This window comes from Flavobacterium tistrianum, from assembly GCF_003254545.1.
Taxonomy (GTDB): Bacteria; Bacteroidota; Bacteroidia; order Flavobacteriales; family Flavobacteriaceae; genus Flavobacterium; species Flavobacterium tistrianum.
In genome coordinates, this window is the sequence record NZ_QJRH01000071.1 from 203,139 (window position 1) to 226,850 (window position 23,712).

At 33.2% G+C, this 23,712-nt stretch carries 19 protein-coding genes; 9 read left to right on the plus strand and 10 right to left on the minus strand.

Features of this window, described 5'->3' with window-relative positions:
* Position 1: 1 nt before the first annotated feature.
* The 3 genes from ubiE to DMB71_RS15955 all read right to left on the minus strand — a co-directional run bounded on the left by ubiE (position 2) and on the right by DMB71_RS15955 (position 2,150).
* Positions 2 to 733, minus strand: coding sequence for a bifunctional demethylmenaquinone methyltransferase/2-methoxy-6-polyprenyl-1,4-benzoquinol methylase UbiE (gene ubiE, locus DMB71_RS15945; protein WP_111367756.1), 732 nt, complete (start codon positions 731 to 733; stop codon positions 2 to 4).
* A gap of 578 nt (positions 734 to 1,311) precedes the next feature.
* Positions 1,312 to 1,794 carry a dihydrofolate reductase gene (locus DMB71_RS15950; RefSeq protein ID WP_111367758.1) on the minus strand — a complete coding sequence of 161 codons (483 nt, stop codon included), beginning with the start codon at positions 1,792 to 1,794 and terminating at the stop codon, positions 1,312 to 1,314.
* Positions 1,795 to 1,805: 11 nt separating this feature from the next.
* Complete coding sequence (locus DMB71_RS15955; protein WP_111367760.1) at positions 1,806 to 2,150, minus strand: 2TM domain-containing protein; 345 nt, start codon at positions 2,148 to 2,150, stop codon at positions 1,806 to 1,808.
* Between the two features lie 239 nt (positions 2,151 to 2,389).
* Between DMB71_RS15955 and DMB71_RS15960 the strand changes: the two genes are divergently transcribed.
* A complete protein-coding gene (locus tag DMB71_RS15960; protein ID WP_111368060.1) occupies positions 2,390 to 2,686 on the plus strand; it encodes an isoamylase early set domain-containing protein in 297 nt (98 codons plus the stop codon).
* Between the two features lie 34 nt (positions 2,687 to 2,720).
* Here DMB71_RS15960 and DMB71_RS15965 read toward each other — a convergent pair whose 3' ends face one another.
* From DMB71_RS15965 to DMB71_RS15980, 4 genes are all read right to left on the minus strand, one after another.
* A complete protein-coding gene (locus DMB71_RS15965; protein ID WP_111367762.1) occupies positions 2,721 to 3,572 on the minus strand; it encodes a thymidylate synthase in 852 nt (283 codons plus the stop codon).
* Positions 3,573 to 3,662: 90 nt separating this feature from the next.
* Positions 3,663 to 4,286: a bifunctional nuclease family protein gene (locus DMB71_RS15970; RefSeq protein WP_008466556.1), complete on the minus strand. Its 624-nt coding sequence runs from the start codon at positions 4,284 to 4,286 to the stop codon at positions 3,663 to 3,665.
* Positions 4,287 to 4,451: 165 nt separating this feature from the next.
* Positions 4,452 to 5,420, minus strand: a complete 969-nt coding sequence (locus tag DMB71_RS15975) for an electron transfer flavoprotein subunit alpha/FixB family protein (RefSeq protein ID WP_008466557.1) — start codon at positions 5,418 to 5,420, stop codon at positions 4,452 to 4,454.
* An 86-nt stretch (positions 5,421 to 5,506) separates the two neighbouring features.
* Positions 5,507 to 6,253 (minus strand): electron transfer flavoprotein subunit beta/FixA family protein, encoded by a 747-nt coding sequence (locus tag DMB71_RS15980; RefSeq protein ID WP_111367764.1) that lies wholly within the window; start codon positions 6,251 to 6,253, stop codon positions 5,507 to 5,509.
* A gap of 501 nt (positions 6,254 to 6,754) precedes the next feature.
* Here DMB71_RS15980 and DMB71_RS15985 point away from each other — a divergent pair.
* The 5 genes from DMB71_RS15985 to DMB71_RS16005 all read left to right on the plus strand — a co-directional run bounded on the left by DMB71_RS15985 (position 6,755) and on the right by DMB71_RS16005 (position 14,391).
* Positions 6,755 to 7,732 (plus strand): pyruvate dehydrogenase complex E1 component subunit beta, encoded by a 978-nt coding sequence (locus DMB71_RS15985; protein WP_008466560.1) that lies wholly within the window; start codon positions 6,755 to 6,757, stop codon positions 7,730 to 7,732.
* Positions 7,733 to 7,801: 69 nt separating this feature from the next.
* Complete coding sequence (locus DMB71_RS15990) at positions 7,802 to 10,303, plus strand: DUF5686 and carboxypeptidase-like regulatory domain-containing protein (protein WP_111367766.1); 2,502 nt, start codon at positions 7,802 to 7,804, stop codon at positions 10,301 to 10,303.
* Between the two features lie 214 nt (positions 10,304 to 10,517).
* A complete protein-coding gene (locus DMB71_RS15995) occupies positions 10,518 to 11,117 on the plus strand; it encodes a DNA-3-methyladenine glycosylase family protein (protein WP_111367768.1) in 600 nt (199 codons plus the stop codon).
* A gap of 111 nt (positions 11,118 to 11,228) precedes the next feature.
* On the plus strand, positions 11,229 to 11,759 hold the full coding sequence (locus tag DMB71_RS16000) for an inorganic diphosphatase (protein WP_111288276.1): 531 nt from the start codon (positions 11,229 to 11,231) through the stop codon (positions 11,757 to 11,759).
* Positions 11,760 to 11,871: 112 nt separating this feature from the next.
* The gene (locus tag DMB71_RS16005) at positions 11,872 to 14,391 is read left to right on the plus strand and encodes a sodium-translocating pyrophosphatase (protein WP_111367770.1); all 2,520 of its coding nucleotides are present in this window, start codon (positions 11,872 to 11,874) and stop codon (positions 14,389 to 14,391) included.
* 111 nt (positions 14,392 to 14,502) lie between these two features.
* Here the strand turns inward: DMB71_RS16005 and DMB71_RS16010 are convergent, their stop codons facing one another.
* Together DMB71_RS16010 and DMB71_RS16015 are read right to left on the minus strand one after the other, a co-directional pair.
* Positions 14,503 to 15,117 carry a deoxynucleoside kinase gene (locus DMB71_RS16010; RefSeq protein ID WP_111367772.1) on the minus strand — a complete coding sequence of 205 codons (615 nt, stop codon included), beginning with the start codon at positions 15,115 to 15,117 and terminating at the stop codon, positions 14,503 to 14,505.
* On the minus strand, positions 15,117 to 15,932 hold the full coding sequence (locus DMB71_RS16015) for a hypothetical protein (RefSeq protein WP_111367774.1): 816 nt from the start codon (positions 15,930 to 15,932) through the stop codon (positions 15,117 to 15,119). Before DMB71_RS16015 ends, DMB71_RS16010 begins: the two co-directional genes overlap by 1 nt.
* 212 nt (positions 15,933 to 16,144) lie before the next feature.
* On the opposite strand from DMB71_RS16015, the gene DMB71_RS16020 reads away from it, so the two are divergent.
* The 3 genes from DMB71_RS16020 to DMB71_RS16030 all read left to right on the plus strand — a co-directional run bounded on the left by DMB71_RS16020 (position 16,145) and on the right by DMB71_RS16030 (position 22,135).
* Positions 16,145 to 17,035, plus strand: coding sequence for a GLPGLI family protein (locus DMB71_RS16020; protein WP_111367776.1), 891 nt, complete (start codon positions 16,145 to 16,147; stop codon positions 17,033 to 17,035).
* Positions 17,036 to 17,091: 56 nt separating this feature from the next.
* A complete protein-coding gene (locus tag DMB71_RS16025) occupies positions 17,092 to 19,779 on the plus strand; it encodes a carboxypeptidase-like regulatory domain-containing protein (protein ID WP_111367778.1) in 2,688 nt (895 codons plus the stop codon).
* 91 nt (positions 19,780 to 19,870) lie between these two features.
* Positions 19,871 to 22,135, plus strand: a complete 2,265-nt coding sequence (locus DMB71_RS16030; RefSeq protein ID WP_111367780.1) for a hypothetical protein — start codon at positions 19,871 to 19,873, stop codon at positions 22,133 to 22,135.
* Positions 22,136 to 22,245: 110 nt separating this feature from the next.
* Here the strand turns inward: DMB71_RS16030 and metK are convergent, their stop codons facing one another.
* Positions 22,246 to 23,496 (minus strand): methionine adenosyltransferase, encoded by a 1,251-nt coding sequence (metK, locus tag DMB71_RS16035; protein WP_111367782.1) that lies wholly within the window; start codon positions 23,494 to 23,496, stop codon positions 22,246 to 22,248.
* Between the last annotated feature and the right edge of the window lie 216 nt (positions 23,497 to 23,712).

Here is a 23,712-nt window from a genome sequence, read left to right on the forward strand (position 1 = left end):
ACTATTTTTTAGATGCAGAATAAATTGTTGCGACACCAAAAGTTTGAGGCATTGCCACAACATCTATAAACCCAGTTTTTCTTAAAATATTGTTTAAGGCTTCTCCATAAGGAAAAGTAGCAGCCGATTCAGATAAATAACCATAAGCATCATTATCTTTAGAAAATAATTTTCCAATTAATGGAAGTATATTTTTGCTGTAGAAATTGTAGCCTTGTTTATAAGGAAATTTATCCGGAACAGAAGTCTCTAATATAACAAAAATGCCATTTGGTTTTAAGACTCTTAAAATCTCTGCAAAACCTTTTTCTAGGTTTTCAAAATTTCTTACGCCAAAACCAACTGTGATTGCATCAAAATAATTGTCTTCAAACGGCATGTTTTCAGAATCGCCTAAAACTAATTCAATTACATTTGAAAGTTTTTTTTCTTCAACTTTCTTTTTTCCTACTTCTAGCATTCCTGCAGAAATATCTAGACCAATAATTTTTTCAGCATTAGTTTGTGCAAGCAAAATGGCCAAGTCGCCGGTTCCAGTTGCAATATCAAGAATAACTTTTGGTTTTCTGTCTGATACTATTTTTAATACTTTTTTACGCCATTTAACATCGATGCCAAAAGAAATTACACGATTCAAATTATCGTAATTCCCAGAAATGGTATCGAACATTTGGGTTACTTGCTCTTTTTTACCTAAAGAAGAGTCTTTATACGGAGTTACTTTTTCAGACATTTTTTTTATTTAGGCAAATATAAACAATCTAGTTTAACTGTAATTGAGTTTTTTAATTTGTAAAATAAATGTTTTGGAGTATTTGTGTAAAACGGATTGGGCAGATGTTTTGCTATCCCTAAATCTAGGTATTTTGCCAAAATCCCTAAATCTTGGTATTGTCAGATAGCGCTATTATGAGCAACTTTGTCAAAGTAAAAATGATTAAAGTTTTAATGATTGATAATGTCGCTATGACTTAAACAGATGATTACTTTTTTTGTGCTAGTAGTTCATTTGTTCATGAAAGAGTTTTGCAAAGTATTGTTCTTGGGGGGAAATACTAATATTAAGCGCAAAGTACGTTCTTAGGATTAAATTTGTTTTTGGAAATTTTAATTTTCTGCCTTTAATATCTTAGTGGTATTTGTTATTAAAGGCGTTTGAGACTTAGGTCTCAAATAACATTAAATGTTATTCAGTTTTGCAAATGTTTCTCGACATTTGTGATTTTTTTAAACAAAATTCTTCTTGAGCAAGTTAAGCTTCAAAAGTCAATTATTTAAAAACATCCTCCCTAAAAAGAGGATGTTTTTTATTTATTTTCTAATGTAAGTTTCATACGTATAATCATAAAGGTGTTTTTCGTCTTTATAATTTTCTTCAGATTCTACTAAAGTCCATTCGCTTTTATTGATTTTAGGAAAAAAAGCATCTGCTTCAAAAGAATGGTGAACTTTGGTTAGCTCAATGATGTCTGTAAATGGAAGAGCGAGATTGTAAATTTCGCCACCGCCTATAACATAACTATCATCGTTTTCAGGGCAAATGGCAATTGCTTTTTCGATACTATCTACTACAATGCACCCTTCTGGCTTATAATTTTCTTGACGAGAAATTACAATATGAACGCGGTCTGGTAACGGTTTCGGAAAACTTTCAAAAGTTTTTCTTCCCATAATAATATGATGACCAGTAGTAAGCGATTTAAATCTTTTAAAATCATTAGGCAAATGCCATACTAATTCGTTGTTTTTTCCAAGCGCATTATTTTCGGCCGCAGCCGCTATCATTATAATCATGGTATGCTTAACTAAATTTTATTTTCATTCTCTTCATTAATAGAAGATTCAAGCTGGCTGATTCTTTTTTGCTGTAAAGCAACTAATCGGTCAATTTGTTCTCTTTCCCACTTTTTATTCATAAAACGGTCGGTTATATACACTTTTATAAAATGAAGAATAAAAAGGAAAAGCCAGATCGTAATTCCCCAAATGCACCAGTTTTGACTTGTGCCTTGTCCGAAACCAAAAAATCTATTGGCGATAAATAAAAATAAACTTCCAAGCAGGAAAAGTACAAAATGAAAATATAAGACCTTTTTTTGTCTTAATCGGCGTCTAGCGTATTCGTATTGTTCGTGCACTTCTTTTTCCATAAGATAAAAATGAGATCATAAAGTTAAAATTTATTTTCGAAAGACAATATTTTGGGTGTACATTATTTGCTTTTTAATGATCCAATAATTTGAATAACAAAATTTTAACCACTTTAAATTACCAATAAAGCGAAAAAAATATATTGTTTTTGGCATTATCATAAATCGGTTCTGGTGGTAGTTAGTGTTTCGTTGAATTTAGTTAATTTTAGATGTATAAATCTAAAAACGAAATAGTTATGTCTTTGAAAAAACAATTTATCAAAACGAAGCCGGTTGTTAAAGTTACATTTTCAATAGATGCCAAAGATGCTGATTCGGCAGCGGTGGTTGGAGATTTTAATAACTGGAATGCCTCAGAAGGAACTTTAAGCAAGTTAAAAAACGGAACGTTTAAAGCAACTTACGATTTGGTGAAAGATGCGATTTACGAATTTAAGTATCTGATTGACGGGAATTATGTAAATGATCCAGAAGCTGATTCTTATAAATGGAATGATTACGCTGGCAGTGAAAACAGTGTTTTAATTGTATAAAAAAATCCGCTTATAAAAGCGGATTTTTTTATTTCTATACAGCGACACTACCTTTTATGGCAGGATGCGGATCATAATCTACAAGTGTAAAATCATTAAAATCAAAATCAAAAATGTTTTTAATCTCTGGATTTAAAATCATTTTTGGTAATGGTTTTGGCTCACGGGTTAATTGCAGTTCCAATTGCTCAAAATGATTGTTGTAAATATGTGCGTCACCAAACGTGTGGATAAATTCGCCTGGTTCTAAGTCGCATACTTGTGCAATCATCATAGTCAGTAATGCATAAGAAGCAATGTTAAAAGGAACTCCTAAAAAGATATCGGCACTTCGCTGATACAATTGGCAAGAAAGTTTTCCTTTTGTTTCGCCTTTTTCAGGGTCTGGACTTGCGACGTAAAACTGAAAAAACGCATGGCAAGGAGGTAAAGCCGCTTTGTTATTGGCTACATTTTCCTCAAAAGATTTTTTAGTGTCTGGTAGAACCGAAGGGTTCCATGCAGAAACCAGCATTCTTCGGCTGTTCGGATTTGTTTTTAATTCTGTAATTAATTCAGAAATCTGATCAATTTCTTCGCTATTCCAATTGCGCCATTGATGTCCGTAAATAGGTCCTAAATCGCCATTAGAATTTGCCCATTCATCCCAGATTTTTACTCCGTTTTCCTGAAGATATTTGATGTTTGTATCGCCTTTTAAAAACCAAAGCAATTCGTAAATGATGGATTTTAAGTGTAATTTTTTGGTCGTGACCATTGGGAAACCTTCACTTAAATCAAAACGCATTTGGTAGCCAAAAACGCTTTTTGTTCCAGTTCCAGTTCGGTCTCCTTTTTGATTGCCGTTTTCTAAAACGTGTTTTACTAAATCTAAGTATTGCTTCATCTTTGTTTAATCGTTTAATCGTGGATCTGTTTAATTGTAAACTTGTTTAATCGATTTAACGAATAAACGGTTTAACGATTAAACATGTATTTATCTTCTAGAGATTTCGTCTCTAATTTTTGCTGCTTTTTCGTAATCTTCCTGAGAAACGGCTTGATCTAAAAGCTCGTTTAATTCTTGTAAAGAATGTTTTGCGTAAACGTCTCCAGACTGGTTGCTTTCTTCCTCATGTCCAAAAGTTTCAGGGTTTGAAAGAACATCATCTATTTCTTGCGCGCCAGAATCTGTTTCGGCAGTATTTGATTTTAGATAAATTCCTGCTTTGTCTAAAATGTTTTTATAAGTAAAAATAGGAGCGTTGAAACGTAGTGCTAACGCAATAGCGTCAGAAGTTCTGGCATCAATAATTTCTTCGATTTTATCTCTTTCGCAGATTAAACTTGAATAAAAAACACCATCAACCAATTTGTGAATGATAACTTGTTTTACTACGATATCAAATCTTTCAGCAAAATTCTTGAATAAATCATGTGTTAACGGGCGTGGCGGTTTTATTTCTTTCTCTAAAGCAATAGCGATCGACTGGGCTTCAAAAGCGCCAATAACAATAGGTAATTTTCTCTCGCCGTCGACTTCATTCAAAATTAAGGCATAAGCGCCATTTTGAGTTTGACTGTATGAAATTCCTTTTATGGATAATTTTACTAGACTCATATATGTTTGTAAAAAAGGCACTTAGCGCCTTATTTTAATACTATTTTGGTTTGGAAAATAAAGCTGCAATTTTAATCAAAAAATCTGGAACAAAAAAGCTGCCTATAAACAAAGATACAACATCTTGTTTTTAGGCAGCAATATTTTTAAAGAGAATTCTTTGTATTAAGAATGCTGAGCTTTAAAAGCTTTTAATTTCTCTGTTAATTGTGGTACAATTTCAAAAGCATCTCCAACTACACCGTAATCAGCAACTTTGAAGAAAGGAGCTTCTGGATCGTTATTGATTACTACTTTTACTTTAGAAGAGTTGATACCAGCAATGTGCTGAATCGCTCCAGAAATACCAATAGCAATGTATAAGTTAGTTGCAACTGGTTTTCCTGTTTGCCCAACGTGTTCGCTGTGAGGTCTCCATCCTAAATCTGAAACTGGTTTAGAACAAGCAGTTGCAGCGCCTAGAACAGCAGCAAGATCTTCTACTAATCCCCAGTTTTCTGGACCTTTTAATCCACGTCCGCCAGAAACTACGATATCTGCATCAGCAATAGAAACTTTTCCAGAAACTTTCTCTACAGATTCTACTTTTACTCCAAAGTCATTGTCTCCAACAGTTGGATTGAAATCTTCTGCGGCAGCAGCTCCTGCGCTTTCAAAAAGTCCGTAAGAGTTTTTAGCTAAACCAAGAACTTTTACATCTGTATCGATTTGTGTAATGTTGAAAGCTTTGTTTGAAAAAGCGTTTCTTTTTACTTGAAATGGAGAAGTGCTAACTGGCAATCCAACTACATTTGAAGCAAAACCAGCATTTAAAGCCACAGCAACTAGCGGTGAAAGATAAATGCTGTCTGTTGTAGAAGAAAGCAAAACTACTTTTGTTCCTTCTTTTTCAGCAGCTTGTTTGATAACATCAGCATAAGCTTTTGCGTTAAAACCAGCTAATTTATCATTGCTTACTTTTAAAACTTTATCAACTCCGTATTTGCCTAACTCGCTTACATCGCTGATGTTTACTGTTAAAGCAGTAACAGTTGTTCCTAATGATTCAGCTACTTTCTTAGCATAAGAAGCTAATTCGAAAGCTACTTTTTTAAATTTTCCTTCTGCAGATTCTGCATATATTAATATTGACATGATATTTTTGTTTTGAAGTTTCAAGTTTCAGGTTTCAAGTTTCAGGTTATTTCTGAAAACTGAAAACTGCGACTGAAAACTGATTACTAGATTACTTTCGCTTCGTTGTGTAATAAATTGATTAACTCATCTAAATTATCTGCAGAAACTAATTTTACTGCTGATTTTGGAGCTGGTTTTTCAAATTTCACCGCTTTTGTATTTACAGCTGCATCAACTGGCTCAAGAATAGTAAGCGCTTTTGTTCTAGCAGTCATAATTCCTCTCATGTTCGGGATACGTAAATCTTTTTCTTCAACAAGACCTTTTTGACCTCCAATAATTAATGGAAGAGTAGTGCTTACAGTTTCTTTACCACCATCAATTTCGCGAACTGCTTTTACATTGTTTCCGTCAACAGTTAAAGCTGTACAAGAGTTTAGGAAGTTGTATCCTAAAATTCCAGCGATCATTCCAGGAACCATTCCTCCATTATAATCTAAAGATTCTTTACCAGCAATTACTAAATCGTAACTTCCATTTTTAATTACTTCTGCCAATTGTTTTGCTACGAAGAAACCATCTGTAGGATTTGCGTTAACACGAATAGCTTCGTTTGCTCCAATTGCCAAAGCTTTACGTAAAGTTGGTTCAGTATCAGGACCTCCGACGTTTACAACTGTTACATTTGCTCCTTGTTGTTCTTGAAACCAGATAGCACGTGTAAGTCCGAATTCGTCGTTAGGGTTAATTACATATTGTACACCATTAGTGTCAAATTCTGAATCACCGTTGGTAAAGTTAATTTTTGAAGTAGTATCAGGCACATGGCTGATGCAAACTAGTATTTTCATAAGTATATATTTTGAATTTATAATATGCTTTTACAAATTTAGAATTTAATTTGGAATAATTATACTATGCATGCATAATATTTTTTAAAACTATTACGATTTCGCTGATTCTGTACTTTTGAATGGATTTCATCGGAATCTAAAAAATAAAAAACATTGATTTTGTCTGATTGTTAGGAATTTTGCAATAACCGATAATTGGAAAGCAAATTAATTTTGTCTGAGAGATACTAATTTTTTGTTTTTTACGTTTAGATGAATGAATTTTCGGGAAACAAGAATTAAACAAATCGATAGAAGTTTGTCTGAAAAATGTTTTAAGTAAGTTTAAGTGTGAATTATACGTTATTATATCGATTTCGTAAATGTCACAATAAAGTTTAAAAAGTTAAAACCTGAGAACAGATAGAAGTTCATGCGATTTTAAATTCAATTTTTGCATTTAAGTTATTTAAAATATTTATTTTTGCTCTTCAGAAAATTCAACATACAATATAAAATATGAGAACAATACAATTTAGAGAGGCCATTTGTGAAGCGATGAGCGAAGAAATGCGTCGCGATGAATCCATATATTTAATGGGAGAAGAGGTTGCAGAATACAATGGAGCTTACAAAGCTTCAAAAGGAATGCTTGCTGAGTTTGGTGAAAAAAGAGTAATTGATACTCCAATTGCTGAGCTTGGATTTTCAGGAATTGCAGTAGGTTCTGCAATGAATGGAAACCGTCCTATTGTAGAATATATGACATTCAACTTCTGTTTAGTTGGTATTGATCAAATTATTAATAATGCTGCTAAAATGCGTCAAATGACAGGAGGACAATTTAATGTGCCTATCGTTTTCCGCGGACCAACAGCTTCTGCTGGTCAATTAGGAGCTACTCACTCACAAGCTTTAGAAAACTGGTTTGCTAATACTCCAGGTCTTAAAGTTGTTGTTCCTTCAACTCCATATGATGCAAAAGGACTTTTAAAATCTGCTATTCGTGATAACGATCCAGTTATTTTCATGGAATCTGAGCAGATGTACGGTGACAAAGGCGAAGTGCCAGACGGAGAATACACAATTCCTCTAGGTGTTGCTGATGTTAAACGTGAAGGAACTGATGTAACTATCGTTTCATTCGGAAAAATCATCAAAGAAGCTTTTATCGCTGCTGATGAATTAGCTAAAGAAGGAATTTCTTGTGAGATTATCGATTTAAGAACAGTTCGTCCAATGGATAAAGACGCTATCTTAAAATCGGTTAAAAAAACAAATCGTTTAGTAATTCTTGAAGAAGCTTGGCCAGTTGCCAGCCTTTCTTCTGAGATTTCTTATATCGTTCAAGAGCAAGCTTTTGACTTCCTTGATGCGCCAATTCAACGTATTACAACTGCAGATACTCCTGCACCTTATTCTCCAGTACTGCTAAAAGACTGGTTGCCAAATGCAGGTGATGTAGTAAAAGCAGTTAAAAAAGTATTATACAAATAATACAAAAATAAAATACTCATAAAACTTCATCAGACAGAATGGATTGGTGAAGTTTTTTTTTACTTTATAATGAACAAATTAACTCTACTTCTCTTATATTTTTTATTTGCTTTTGCGAATGTCGCTACTGCACAAACTAAGGTGAGTGGAGTTGTTTTGGACAAAAGCAATCAACCGATACCTTTTGCAAATGTGGTTTTTAAAGGTTCTAATATTGGAATCGTTTCTAATGAAGACGGACGTTTCTATTTAGAATCGCCAAATACTTATACTGCACTTTTGGTTACTTCGGCAGGATTTTCAGACAAGGAGGTTCCTTTAGACAAAGCTGTTAATTATAATTTCAAAATTGTTTTGTTCGAAGAACAAGTGCTTAACGAAGTCGTAATTTATACCGGAAAAACTTCTAAAAAGAATAATCCAGCTTTAGATATTTTGAGAAAAATATGGGAAAGAAAACGTAAAAACGGACTTTACCAATTCAATCAATATCAGATGCAGAAGTACGAAAAAGTGGAATTTGATATGAACACTATTGATAGTGCATTCATGAAGAATAAGCTTTTTAAAGGAATGGAGTTTATTTTTAACCACGTTGATACTTCAGACGTTACAGGAAAAACCTATTTGCCGATTTTTATAAACGAATCGGTTTATGATGTTTATGGTGATAACAAACTAAAGAAGGTAAAAGAAAACCTAACAGGAAATAAAATGTCTGGTTTTAATGGAAATCAACAGATTTTATCTTTTGTAAAAGATCTTTATTCTGAGTATAATATTTACGACAATCATCTTAAATTTTTTGATAAAAGTTTTACGAGCCCACTTTCGAGAACGGGAATCGATGTTTACAATTATGTTCTAAAGGACAGTGCATTTGTAGATAAAAAATGGTGTTATAATATTGTTTTCTATCCGCGACGTAAAAATGAATTGACTTTTAAAGGAGATTTTTGGGTTAACGATACCACTTTTGCGATCAAGAAAATTAATATGGGTGTTACAAAAAGTGCCAATATTAACTGGGTAAAAGATATATATATCGAACAGGAATTTGAAGTGGAAAATGATTCTGTTTTCCTTTTGACTCGTGATTATATGATGTCTGATTTTGCTTTGAATAAAAAGGAAAAATCAAAAGGAGTTTACGGTAAAAGAACAACTTTATATCGCAATCATAAGTTCAATATTCAGAAACCAGAGAAGTTTTATAAAGAAGAAGTCAATTTTATAGACAATGCTGTTTACGACCGACCGCCTGAATTCTGGGAAGAAAATCGTTTTGAAAAACTAAATAAAGACGAACAAGGAATTTATAAAATGCTTGACACGCTCCAAACCGTCAAGCGCTTTAAGCAATTGTATAATCTCGTCTCGATTTTAGGAAGTGGTTATATTGAATTTAAAAATTTCGATTACGGACCTATATTTTCAACCTTTGGTTATAATGAAGTCGAAGGTATAAGGTTAAGAGTAGGAGGAAGAACCTATTTTGGGCCAAACGACCCGTGGCGTATTCAAGCTTATACGGCTTATGGATTTGATGATAATAAATTCAAATATGGTGTTTCTGGAAAATGGATGGTTGACAAGAAAAACCGTGTTATAATTTCTGGAGGAAATAGGCGTGATATTGAGCAAATTGGAGCGAGTTTAACCACTACGAATGACATTTTAGGACGAAGTTTTGCGTCTTCGGCCTTGTTTACAACAGGAAGTAATGGAAAACTAACCAATATCAATTTGAGCAATATTTCTGTTGAAATGGAGCCTAAAAAGAACTTTATAGTACAAGCAGGTCTTTCTTATCGAACATTAGAATCGGCCTCAAAAACATTTAGTTTAGATTACTATACCACTTTGCCAACTCCCGAAAATCCAGCAGGAGTTGTAGAAAGTACGGTAAAACAATCAGAAGCCAATATTCAGTTTGAGTTTATGCCAAACAGAAAAACTATTGGTTATGGTGTAGAAAGAAATTTAGTCGATAGTCCTTTTAGCCATTTCTTTGTGAATTTCAGCTATGGTTTGAAGGGGGTTTTTGATAGTGATTTTGCGTACGAAAAAATTCAAGTTTTCTACAAACAGCCTATCATTATAGGGCCTTTAGGGAGATCGAATATTATTGTTGAAACAGGAAAAACTTTTGGCACCATTCCGTTAGGTTTGATGAGTGTAATACCAGGTAACCAGACTTATTTTACAATCGAGAATACATTCAGTAACTTAAATTTCTACGAATTTGTTACTGATCAATATACAACATTACAGTGGAATCATGATTTTGGAGGAAGATTGTTCGCCCGAGTTCCGTTTATGAGAAAACTGAATTGGAGAGAATATATTGGAGTTAGAGCTGTCCACGGAACAATTTCTGATGCCAACCGCGCTATAAATGCTTCAGGATTACCTTACAATGCTCCTGAAAAAGTGTATTATGAATATCATGCGGGAATTGGAAATATCTTCAAAGTCTTCCGTATTGATTTTTCTTGGAGAGGAAATTATCTAGATATGCCAGATGCTCATAAATTTGCAGTAAAAGGATCTTTCGGATTTTATTTTTAAAAAGGTGCAAAGGCTCAAAGTTACAAAGTCGCAAAGGTTTTAAATCTTTGCGATTTTTTTTTCTAGCTTTTGATAATCATTGAGATTCCAGATCAGATTTTTATCTGCTTAATCTGCAAAATCTGCGAGAGATAAAAAAACTTCGCGACTTGGCGACTTTGCGAGAACTAACTTCATTTTTCTTAAATTTGATTTACTTTCGAAAACCATAATCATGCAAGAAGCCATAAATTTTCTTTCCTCTAAAAATCCAATATTTTTAGAAATTATTGAAAAATACGGATTGCCACCAATTCCGAGGCGCCCGCCTGGATTTGAAACTTTGGTTTTATTAATTCTTGAGCAGCAGGTTTCTATAGATTCGGCGAAAGCCATATTCTTAAAAATCAAAGCTTTTACAACTTGTAATCCTGAAAACATGGCTATTCTTTCTGATGAAGAATTTAGAAGTCTTGGAGTAAGCCGTCAGAAAACAAAGTATATTAAGATTTTATCAGAAGCGGTTTTAAACAAAGAACTAGATATTGAAAGTTTAGGTTCAAAACCTCCCAAACAGGTTCGCGAAGAACTTATTAAATTAAAAGGAATTGGAAATTGGACGATCGATATTTATTTGATGTTTTGTTTGGAAGAACCTGATTTGATTCCGCTTGGTGATATTGCAGTTATTAATACCATCAAAGAATTATTGAATATCCATGATAAAGAAGAAATGGAAATTCATGCAGAACAATGGAGTCCATATCGATCTTATGCGACCTATTTGCTGTGGCATTATTACCTGAAAAAAAGAAATAGAACAATTACCTATTAAATGCTTGTTTTTTAAACTTTAATGCGCATAATTTAACCTTGTTTTTTATTGTAAAACTAGATTCTTTAGTTATTTTTGCAACCGAAATTATAGAAACAATAAAAAACGAAAATGACCGCAGACAAATTAACGACTTTCGATGTATTGATCGAAATACCAAGAGGAAGCAGAAATAAATACGAGTACGATTTTGAAATTAAAAGAATGCGTTTCGACAGAATGTTATTCTCTTCAATGATGTACCCAGCAGATTACGGATTTATTCCGGAAACTTTAGCTTTGGATGGTGATCCTCTTGACGTATTAGTTTTGGTAAACGAACCAACTTTCCCTGGATGTGTTATGGAAGTAAAACCAATTGGTGTTTTCCACATGGCAGATGATAAAGGACCAGACGAGAAAATTATTTGTGTACCAGTTTCAGATCCAATCTGGAATTCATTAAATGACCTTTCTGATATCAACCCACACTTAGTAAAAGAAATCGAGCACTTTTTCCAAGTTTACAAAGATCTTGAAAACAAAAAAGTAGACGTAGAAGGATGGGGAGACGTAAAAGAAGCTTACGATATTATCGCTGAGTGTACAAAACGTTTTGATGACATTGAAAATAAACCGGCTGGATTATTTAGCATTAAATAATTTTAACCTTATTCTATTATAAAAAAAGCAATACTGCCGTCAGGAGTATTGCTTTTTTGTTTAAATTCGTTCAGTTAGATTGTTGACTATTAACCAAAACCAATAAAATATTATGAATGCATTTATGATTTACCTGCCTATTATAATGGCAGTTTTAGGATTACTTTTCATGGGAATAAAAAGGACTTGGGTTTTAAAACAAGACGCTGGAGACGGTAAGATGAAAGAGATTTCAGATTACATCTACGAAGGAGCCTTAGCCTTTCTAAAAGCCGAATACAAACTATTAACCATCTTTGTAATTATTGCCAGTTTAGCTTTGGCAGGAATTACTTTTATTCCAGGAGTAAAAACACATTTATTAATCGTAATTGCATTTATTTTTGGTGCATTTTTCTCTGCTTTAGCAGGAAATATGGGAATGAAAATAGCAACAAAAACAAACGTTAGAACCACTCAAGCAGCTCGTTCAAGTTTACCGCAAGCTTTAAAAGTTTCTTTTGGTGGTGGAACCGTAATGGGACTTGGCGTTGCTGGATTAGCAGTTTTAGGTTTAACTTCCTTTTTTATCATTTTCTTTCATTTGTTTTCTGGTGGAGTTTGGAAAGATACTGATACTATGACAGTTGTTTTAGAAACTCTTGCAGGATTTTCACTTGGAGCAGAATCTATCGCATTGTTTGCCAGAGTGGGAGGAGGAATCTATACAAAAGCTGCCGACGTTGGAGCCGATTTGGTAGGTAAAGTTGAAGCGGGAATTCCTGAAGATGATCCTCGTAATCCCGCTACAATTGCAGATAACGTAGGAGATAACGTTGGAGACGTTGCAGGTATGGGAGCCGATTTATTTGGGTCTTATGTAGCAACCGTTCTTGCGGCAATGGTTCTAGGAAACTATGTAATAAAAGATATGGGCGGAAGCATTAACGACGCTTTTGGCGGAATTGGACCAATTTTACTTCCAATGGCAATTGCCGGTTTCGGAATTTTATTCTCCATTATTGGAACAACTTTAGTAAAAATATCTGATGATAATGCTAAAGAAGCACAAGTGCAGAAAGCTTTAAATATAGGAAACTGGGTTTCTATTGTTTTAACAGCTGTAGCTTGTTTCTTTTTAGTGCAGCACATGCTTCCAGAAACCATGCAGATGACTTTCTTTGGTGAAGGTTCAAAAGCGATTTCATCATTGCGTGTTTTCTATGCAACTTTAGTCGGATTAGTGGTTGGTGGAGCTATTTCATCAGTGACAGAATATTATACAGGATTAGGAACAAAACCAGTTTTGGCAATCGTTCAAAAATCGTCTACAGGAGCGGGAACAAACGTAATTGCAGGTTTGGCAACGGGAATGATTTCTACTTTTCCAACCGTATTATTGTTTGCCATCGCAATTTGGATTTCTTATGTATTGGCAGGATTTTATGGAGTGGCGCTAGCGGCTTCAGCTATGATGGCAACAACGGCAATGCAATTGGCAATTGATGCTTTCGGGCCAATTTCGGATAACGCTGGTGGAATCGCCGAAATGAGCGAATTGCCTAAAGAGGTTCGTACAAGAACTGATATTTTAGATTCAGTAGGAAATACAACAGCGGCAACAGGAAAAGGATTTGCGATTGCTTCTGCGGCTTTAACTTCATTAGCTTTATTTGCGGCTTACGTAACTTTTACAGGAATCGACGGAATTAATATTTTTAAAGCACCAGTTTTAGCGATGTTATTTGTTGGTGGTATGATTCCGGTGGTTTTCTCTGCTTTGGCAATGAATTCTGTTGGAAAAGCGGCAATGGATATGGTGTATGAAGTTCGTCGCCAGTTCAAAGAAATTGCTGGAATTATGGAAGGAACAGGAAAACCAGAATACGGAAAATGTGTTGAGATTTCTACAAAAGCCGCTTTACGCGAAATGATGCTTCCAGGAGTTTTAACGATTGGTTTTCCTATTGCTATTGTTTTGATTGGAAAATTAGTGTACTCAGATAACAATCAATTAATTGCTGAAATGTTAGGTGGATATATGGCTGGAGTTACAGTTTCTGGAGTACTTTGGGCCGTTTTCCAAAATAATGCAGGAGGTGCTTGGGATAATGCTAAAAAATCTTTTGAGGCAGGAGTTATGATTAATGGCGAAATGACTTATAAAGGTTCTGATGCGCACAAAGCGGCGGTAACTGGAGATACAGTTGGAGATCCGTTTAAGGATACTTCTGGGCCATCTATGAATATTTTAATCAAATTGACTTGCTTAATCGGATTGGTAATTGCTCCGATTTTGGGAGAAGGTCACGCTCCGTCAGATATTGCTGGAAAAGCTTCTTGCTGTGCTAAAACAGAAATGCATGCAGGAATGTCGAAATGCGGCGATATGTCTGGAATGACAAAAGAAGAATGCATTAAAATGTGCAAAGAAAAAGGCTGTTCTGAAGAAGAAACTGCCAAATGTCTGGCTCATTTTGATACAAACGGAAAATACTCTCATACAGAAAGTCAATCAGTTCGTGTTGAGGTTAAAAATATTAACGGAAAAACTACAGGAACTGTTACTAAAACAGTAGATGGAAAAACAACAACTGAAGTTTTTGAAGGAACTGAAGAAGAAGTTTTAGCAAAAGTTGAAGCTGCGAAATAATTATAGCTTTGTCAAAGTTTAAAACTTTGACAAAGTTTCTTCAAACAGAAAAGCCTCTAAAATTATTTTAGAGGCTTTTTTTATTTCGTGTAAATTCGTGTAATCTTTGTTTTAAAACAATCCGTTCAGTTCAGCATCAATTTTATTAATAATATCTCCTAAGTCCTCAGGATTGTCAACAAAATTAATGTTGTCAACGTCAATGATTAGTAATTTTCCTTTACTATAAGTCTGAATCCAAGCTTCGTATCTTTCGTTCAAACGGCTTAGATAATCAATAGAAATAGAGTTTTCGTATTCGCGTCCGCGTTTGTGAATCTGGCCAACTAGATTCGGAATTGAACTTCTTAAATAAATCAATAAATCTGGAGCTTTAACCAATGATTCCATCAATTCGAACAGAGACGTGTAATTTTCAAAATCACGGCTTGTCATTAATCCCATTGCATATAAATTGGGAGCGAAAATATGTGCATCTTCATAAATCGTTCTGTCCTGAATGATTTTTTTTCCACTTTCGCGAATTTGCTGCACTTGACGAAAACGGCTGTTTAGGAAATAAATCTGAAGATTAAATGACCAGCGTTCCATCTGATGGTAGAAATCATCCAAGTACGGATTATCAACTACATCTTCATAATGAGGTTCCCATTTGAAATGTTTCGCCAATAATTTGGTCAAAGTTGTTTTTCCTGCGCCTATGTTTCCTGCTATTGCTATGTGCATTACGGTGTTACGATTTTATAATTTGATATATCTGTAGCTGTAAAAATAGATAAAATTTGGTCTTTGTAATAAAAATTGTCAAAGGTTTTTTCTAAAACTTTAATTTCAGAAATTACCTCAGAATTTGATTTATTAAACCCTTTAAAATACAATAAATTATCCTTAGCGAAAAGATATTGAGAAGAGTTAACGATAGAAATTCTATCAAAATCAGCAATTTTTCCTAATGAAGTTATCTTTCCAAAAATGTCGCAAGAGTACCAATTATTTTTCTTGTCAATCCAATAGAAAGTATTAAAATCAGTTTGATAATATTGGATGGATTCTGTCAACGGAATTGAAACCGTTTTGTATTCATTTTTTAAATAATCAAAAAGACCAATCTGCTGATTTAAAGTATTGTAAATCCACAACTGATTTTGAGTAGACATTCCGATCGCACTTACTACAATTGGAGTTGCATTCTGCGAAAAATTAATTTCAGTCATTTTATTTAATTGATTGTCTAATAAAACGACACTATTGAAATCTTCATAAAACAATACAATCTTTAACGGATTCTGAAGATCAACTTTCGTGATTTTTCCTAAAGAAACATTTTTGTATTCAAAGATTTCTTTTCCTTTAATCTTACTAAAAACATTATTCATTATCTGATACGAATATCCAAACGCATCATATCCTAAAAAAGTATCAGAAGTGTTTTTATATTGTGAAATTAAACTTGGACTTATGTTCAAATCTTGAGCTGAAAGCGCATGAAAAGTGCAGAAAAGAAATAAAGAAAATACAATTTTTTGCACCATTTTACGCATTAGAAATTATTTTATAAGAGTACCAAATTACAAAAAACTCTTCTTAAAATTTCAATTTTGAGTCTTAAACCTTTTTTAATTCTAATAGTCTAAAAAATAAGCGGTTCTATCTATACCTTAGCGCAGTTTATATATTTAGTTTTTTGAATTTTAAAATAAATAATACATTTGAATGTAAGTTTTGTCGGATTTACTCACTTAAAGAAAATGAAATGAAAAAGATATTTTTTTATATGACTTTACTGCTTGTTTCTATGCAAATTCAAGCGCAAAAAGATTTTCAAGGAATGGCTGTTTACGAGTCAAAAACACAAGCGCCAAAATTTGAAGGCATGCGTGGGAATAGGGATATTACGCCAGAAATGCAGAAAAATATGGAAGAGCGTATGAAAAAAATGCTCGAAAAAACATTCATTTTAAATTTCGATAAAGCAGCATCAATTTATAAAGAAGAAGAAAAACTAGAAACGCCTGGCCAACAGCAAGGAGGTTTTCGCATGATGTTTGGTTCACTTACTGGAGGCGGTGGTACTTTTTATAAAGATGTAAAAACAAAAACCTATACGGTCGATAAAGAGTTTATGGGCAAGGAATTTCTTGTTGTAGATTCTCTTCCAAAATTAAACTGGAAACTAGAACAGGAAACCAAACAAATTGGTGGTTACAATTGCTTCAAAGCGACAGCCGTAAAACAGGCAAGTAAAACCGATTTCAGAAACTTTAGACCTAAAAACAATGACGATAAAAAGGATGAAGTAAAAAAGACTTCGGGTGAGACAAAGACCAATTTTGCAGACAATTTTGAAATACCAAAAGAAATTGTCGTAACAGCTTGGTATACACCAGAAATCCCGATCAATCAAGGACCAGAAAATTATTGGGGACTTCCAGGTTTAATCTTGGAAATCAATGATGGAACAACTACGATCTTGTGTTCAAAAATTGTCTTAAATGCAAAAGATAAAGTAGAAATAAAACCTTCTAAAAAAGGAAAAGTAATTTCTCAGAAAGAATATGACGAAACGGTAATTAAAAAGATGGAAGAATTTAGAGAGATGAATCGTGGCCGTGCAGGCGGGCCACCACCTCCAATGGGAAGATAATATCTTTAAAATTCCAATTTTCAAAATCCAAAATCCAAACTTTCAATATTCTTATCATGAATAAGATACTTTTTTTATTTGCCATACTTTTTACTTCTATTTCCTTTTCTCAAAGTGTCCGTTTTGATGGTTTGATTCAGGACGAACAGAAAAATCCGTTAGAAATGGCCAATATTATGGCAATTAATAACGGCACAAAAGCAATGGATTCTTATGGGATTACCAATGATAAAGGAAAGTTTCAGCTGACTTTAAAACCCAATACAGCTTATACCATTAAAATAAGTTATTTGGGAATGAAATCTAAAGAAATGGTAGTATCGACTAAGTCCGAAAACATGACTCAGAATATTGTTTTGGATGGTGCAGGAATCGAATTGGAAGGTGTTGAAATTGTACGCGAAATGCCTGTTTCTATAAAAGGTGACACAATTGTTTATAATGCTGATTCTTTTAAATCGGGAACCGAAAAAAAGCTTGAAGATGTCTTGAAGAAACTTCCGGGAGTTGAGGTAAATGCTGACGGAGAAATTGAAGTGGAAGGGAAAAAAGTCAGTAAATTGATGGTTGAGGGAAAAGATTTTTTTGACGGAGATACCAAATTAGGCGTTAAAAATATTCCTGCCGATGCTATTGATAAAGTTCAGGTTTTAAGAAATTATAATGAAATAAGTCAGTTAAAAGGTTTAGAAAACGATCAGGAAAATGTGGCGATGAACATTAAACTGAAAGAAGGAAAAAAGAACTTTTGGTTTGGAGACGTTACTGCAGGAATTGGAGTTGCAGAATTGGACAGCCGATATATCATTAATCCGAAACTGTTCTACTACAGCCCGAAATACAGTATTAATTTAATTACCAATTTTAATAATATTGGCGAATTGCCTCTTACCGCTCAGGATTATTTTAAGTTCACAGGAGGATTTAAAAACGTGATGAAAAAAGGAGGGAGCAGTTTTAATGTCTCTTCAAATGATTTAGGAATTTCACTGCTCAGAAATAATCGAGCAAAAGAAATTGAAACCAAATTTGGCGCAACAAACTTTGCTTATTCTGTAAATAAAGCTTGGAATATTAGCGGTTTTGGAATTCTTTCAACTTCAAAAACCGATTTAGAAACCAAGTCTCAAACAACCATTTTAGATTCTGGAGATCAGCAGAAAAGTAACGAAAATACCAGCCAAAAAAATAATTTGGGACTTTTTAAATTAAGTTCAACCTATAAGCCAAGTGACAAATTTCAGTTTGATTATGATATTTTGACAAAACTTACCAAACAAGAAGAATACTCAGATTTGTTTAGAGAACAGATTGTTCAAAACGTTGCGACTTCAGAAGATATTTTTACAACAAAAAAACAAGATCCTACTTCGATTAATCAGAATTTGAGTTTGTATTACACGCAAAGCACTAAAAATATCTTTGCTTTTGAAATGCAGCATTTATATCAGGACGAAAATCCTTTTTATAATGCTAATCTGCAAACACTTCCTTTTGATTTATCAGGATATATGTCGGGACAAAACAGAAATGATTATAATCAAGACCGATTTGTAAAAACCAATAAATTGGATGCAAAACTAGATTATTATTATATGGTTACGCCAAAAAGTAATTTCAATATTACTTTAGGAAATACGTATTCATATCAGAACTTTAATTCTCACATTTTCCAAATGTTGGATAATGGAACAAGAAATGATTTGAATGACGTTGAAAATAATAATGATGTAGATTATCGTTTTAATGATGCTTTTTTAGGTTTTCATTATAAAATCCTCACAGGAAAATTTACTCTGACACCTGGTGTAAGTCTTCATACTTATCAAATGACAAACGGACAATTAGGAACCGATTATTCTCAGAATTTCACGAAAGTGCTTCCAGATTTCTTTGCTTTGTATCAAATCAAGAAATCAGAAACATTGACGTATAATTTTTCGCTAACAAATGATTTTACAGATATCAATCAGTTGGCTTCGGGTTATGTTTTGTCTAATTATAGCAGTTTATTTCGCGGAAACCGTTTCTTAGAAAATGCGACTTCTCAAGTGCATTCGCTTCGTTATTTTAAGTATAATATGTTCAATTTCGAGAACATTTTTGCCAATGCAACTTATACAAGAAAAGTAGATGCTATTAAAACAAAAGCCAATTTTGACGGAATTAATCAGTCTTCTGTTCCGTACAATTCCAATTTAGCTGATGAGACTTTTATAGGAATGGGAAATTATGGGCGTTCGTTTTTAAAGAATTATAAAGCCTCTGCAAATGCAACTTTTAATTGGTCAAAATTCAATAATATTCAGAACAATCAATTGTCAACAACAGAGAGTTTCAGTCAGAGTTATACTTTACGAGCTTCAACAAATTATAAAAACCTTCCAAATATAGAATTTGGGTATAATCTTTTGGTCAATAAATACAGCGGTTCAACTTTTTATACTGATAAACCATTTGCAAGGTTAGATTATTATTTCTTGGATAGTTTTTCTTTTGTTTCAGAATACGAATTCTATCATTATTATAATGGAGATAAAACGGTTGATAACGAATATGATTTTTTAAGCGCTAGTTTAATTTACCAGAAAAAGAATAGTAAATGGGAGTATAAAATCTCGGCAACCAATCTGTTGAACACAAAATATCTTAACGACGACAGCTTCTCACAGTTCTCTACAAGGGTTTCTCAATATACTGTACAGCCACGTTATATCATATTTTCAATGAAATATAATTTGTAGTATTTTAATTGCAAGATTATCATCTTTTGTGATTTGTTTAAAGAAGAATCAAATATCTTTGCGCTATATTATTAACAACAAAAATGTAGTTATGCGCAATTTTATTTGGAGTATATCACTCCTGTTTGCTGGAATTTCTATCTCTTTCGCCCAAACAAATGGAATAGAAAAGGGAACTTATTTATCTACAAATAAAGGAGGAAAAATCAAATTGAATTTATTGGATGATAATAAGTATGAATTGGTTTTTTATTCAGGAGGATATGAGATTAAAGGAGATTCGCTAGTTTTCTTAAAAAGCAAAAATACCGTAAATAATAGATTTGATCTTTCTTTTGTTAAAGATAAAAATGCTAAAAAAGTTAAGATTAAGTTTTTGAATCCATCATACTATTCGTTTTACATAGGAACTCAAAAAGGGACAGAAGCAGTACAATACCAGAGAGTTTCTGATATTAAAACGAAAGAAGATCCTGAATGGACTAAAGATGATTTAGAGTTCGAAATAGATAAGACTGATTTTCTTTATTTGGTTTACGAAGACTATAATGGAAAAAGCGATGTTAATAAATTTGCATTGCCAAAAGATGTTTCAGAAGTGACGATTAGCTATGATCTTGCAATTCTGAACGATTTAAATCTTGCAGGATCTTTTGATAAGAAAACAAAAGAATTGAGAATTTCTGATCAAGCAGGAAAAGATCCTTTAGTATTTGTGAACGAAAAAGATGAGAAGCCAGCTAAAACTCCAATAGTAGTTCCGATAGAAACTCAATCTGTTACAAATTGGACTTATCCAGGGAAAGATTCTGATTCTTATGGAGGCTTTGCTGTAGATAGTGTTGGAAATAATTTAATAGACACTGCAGCAGTAGCAGGATCGGCATATCCTGTTGATGCTACTGCTTCTTATACCAAATATGATTTTAAGTTAAAAATTGAGGACAATTTAAAAAAGGCAATAGAATCTACAAAAACAGCCAGCAATAAATTTTTGGTTGTTGTGGTTGACAGCAAAAACAAAAAAGCAAAAGAAGGTTTTGATGCTTTTGTAAAAGAACAGGAAACACAGACTGGATATAATATGTATGATTCGTATAATGCACTGTATGATACTTACAATTATTATTTGGCTGGAGCCGATGATAAAAAATGGCTAAAAAACAATAAAATAACCAATGATCCGAGCGTATTGGTTTTAAACGAAAACGGTGATGTACTTGCTGTTGCAAAATCAGATTTAACAACACAGCAATATCAGTTTAGCTACTATGGTGATTTTTATAAGAGGCTTCAAAAAGCAAATGCGTTTCTTTCTATAGATAAAGTTTTAAAGAACAAAAAAGCTTCAGATGCAGACTCAATTAATGCTTTTAATAAAGCCGCTTTATTAGAAACATCTTATGATTATGATTCAGATTATTCAGTAAGCGATCCTAATTCTACTGATTTTGTAATTACAAAAACGGCTTTAAACCAAAAAGAAGTAGCTCAAACATGGAAAAAATTGATTGAGGCACATCAAAAAGATAAAGCCGTAAACATGTATTTGGCTGAGACTATTATAAAAGAAATCAAAAATCAAGGATTTACAAAACAGCTTTTCAGTACAGACAGAATTCTAAATGATACAGATTTCTTAGCTATCGATTATTTGCTAAATCACTCAGAAGATATTGAAAATAATCGTGCTGATTTTAATAGTAAACAAGGAGAACTTCATACCGTTGGAAATATGGTTTCTGAAATTTCAGATGCATTGCAGCAAAATCTGTATCTTTCTCAAGATGGAGTTTCTGGAGAAATGAATAAAGAAAAAATCAATTCAATTTATAAGAAAATCATTGCTTCTGGAAAAGGGAATTTTGATGTTTATAGAAATTACTTCTACTATTTAAGCCAGATTGAAGAAAAAGATGGTTCTAACATAACTTATTTAAGAGAGTTTAATATGTATTTTGATAATACATTAGCAGGACCAAGTCCGATTGAAAAATTAGACGCTATTTTTGGAGGTTTAGATTCTAGCTCAAGTTATTCTTATGATGGATGGAGTTCGTTTAAGCTTTACCATTCGGATATTTGCAACAATGCAGCATGGACAGTGGTATTAAAACCACAGAATTCAAACTTTATTAAAGAAGCAATTAAATGGTCTGAATATAGCTTGGTAATATCTAAAAACAATCCGTACTATTTAGACACTTTAGCGCAATTGTATTATAAAGATGGACAGACACAAAAAGCTATTGAAACACAGGTTTTAGCAGTAAAATATATTACTAGTGATGTTGATGAAGAAACTGCAAATCAAATGAAAGAAGTTTTAACTAAAATGAGTAACGGAACATATTAATAAAGAATTATCAGTATAAAATAAAAGCCGATTTCTAGAATTAGAAATCGGCTTTTTCTGTTTAGCTAATCTAAGATGTCTAATAATCTAAGTTAGTCTATAAGTCTGAATTACAATCCAAATGCAGCTTTTACTTGGTCAACAAAATCAAGTTTTTCCCATGTAAACAATTCAACAGTAACTGTTTTTTCATTTCCGCCTGGAGCAGAGAAAGTTTTAGTAACCGTTTCTGGTTTACGTCCCATGTGTCCGTAAGCAGCAGTTTCGCTGTAGATTGGGTTTCTTAATTTTAAACGTTGCTCGATAAAGTAAGGACGCATATCAAAGATAGCTTCTACTTTTTTAGCGATTTCACCGTTAGTTAAGTTTACTTTAGAAGTTCCGTAAGTTTCAATGAAAATACCCATTGGCTCAGCAACTCCGATTGCGTAAGAAACCTGAACTAAGATTTCGTCAGCAACACCAGCAGCAACTAAGTTTTTAGCGATATGACGAGTTGCATAAGCAGCACTTCTGTCCACTTTACTTGGATCTTTTCCAGAGAATGCACCACCACCGTGAGCACCTTTTCCACCGTAAGTATCAACAATGATTTTTCTTCCTGTTAAACCAGTGTCTCCGTGAGGTCCTCCAATAACGAATTTTCCTGTTGGATTAATATGGTAGTTGATTTTATCGTTAAATAAGTGAGCGTGCTCTGGGTTTTTAGCGATAATTCTAGGAATCAAGATTTCGATGATATCTTTTTTGATTTTAGCCAACATTGCAGCCTCTTCATCAAAATCATCGTGCTGAGTTGAGATAACAATTGCATCAATACGAGTTGGTTTGTTATCGTCGCTATATTCTAAAGTTACTTGAGATTTAGCATCTGGACGTAAATACGTGATTTCTTTGTTTTCACGTCTTAAAATTGCTAATTCTTGTAATAATTTATGAGATAAATCTAATGCCAAAGGCATGTAGTTTTCAGTTTCGTTTGTAGCATAACCAAACATCATTCCTTGGTCACCAGCACCTTGCTCTTCTGGCTTAGCTCTGTCAACACCTTGGTTAATATCTGCAGATTGCTCGTGAATAGCCGAAAGAATTCCACAAGAATTCGCTTCAAACATATATTCACTTTTAGTATATCCAATTTTACGGATTACCTCACGTGCAATTTGCTGTACATCTAGATAAGTATTCGATTTTACTTCACCTGCCAAAATAACCTGACCAGTTGTAACTAATGTTTCACAAGCAACTTTTGAGTCAGCATCAAATGCCAAAAAGTTGTCAATTAAAGCGTCCGAAATTTGATCTGCAACTTTGTCTGGATGCCCTTCACTAACAGATTCTGACGTAAATAAATAAGCCATAATAATGTAATAAAAATGTATTAATTTTAAATTTAAGCGAGGAAATAATTGCTAAAAAGGGCTAAAGGAGGGTTCCTGCTTTAGCATTTTTTACTGCTGAAATGAATCTTTCAGCATTCATAACGAAACCATTTCATTATGAAGAGGTTGCAATCAGTTCAAATTTTTCCTCTATTTCGGGTGCAAAGGTATGAAACCATTTTGATTTGCAAATTA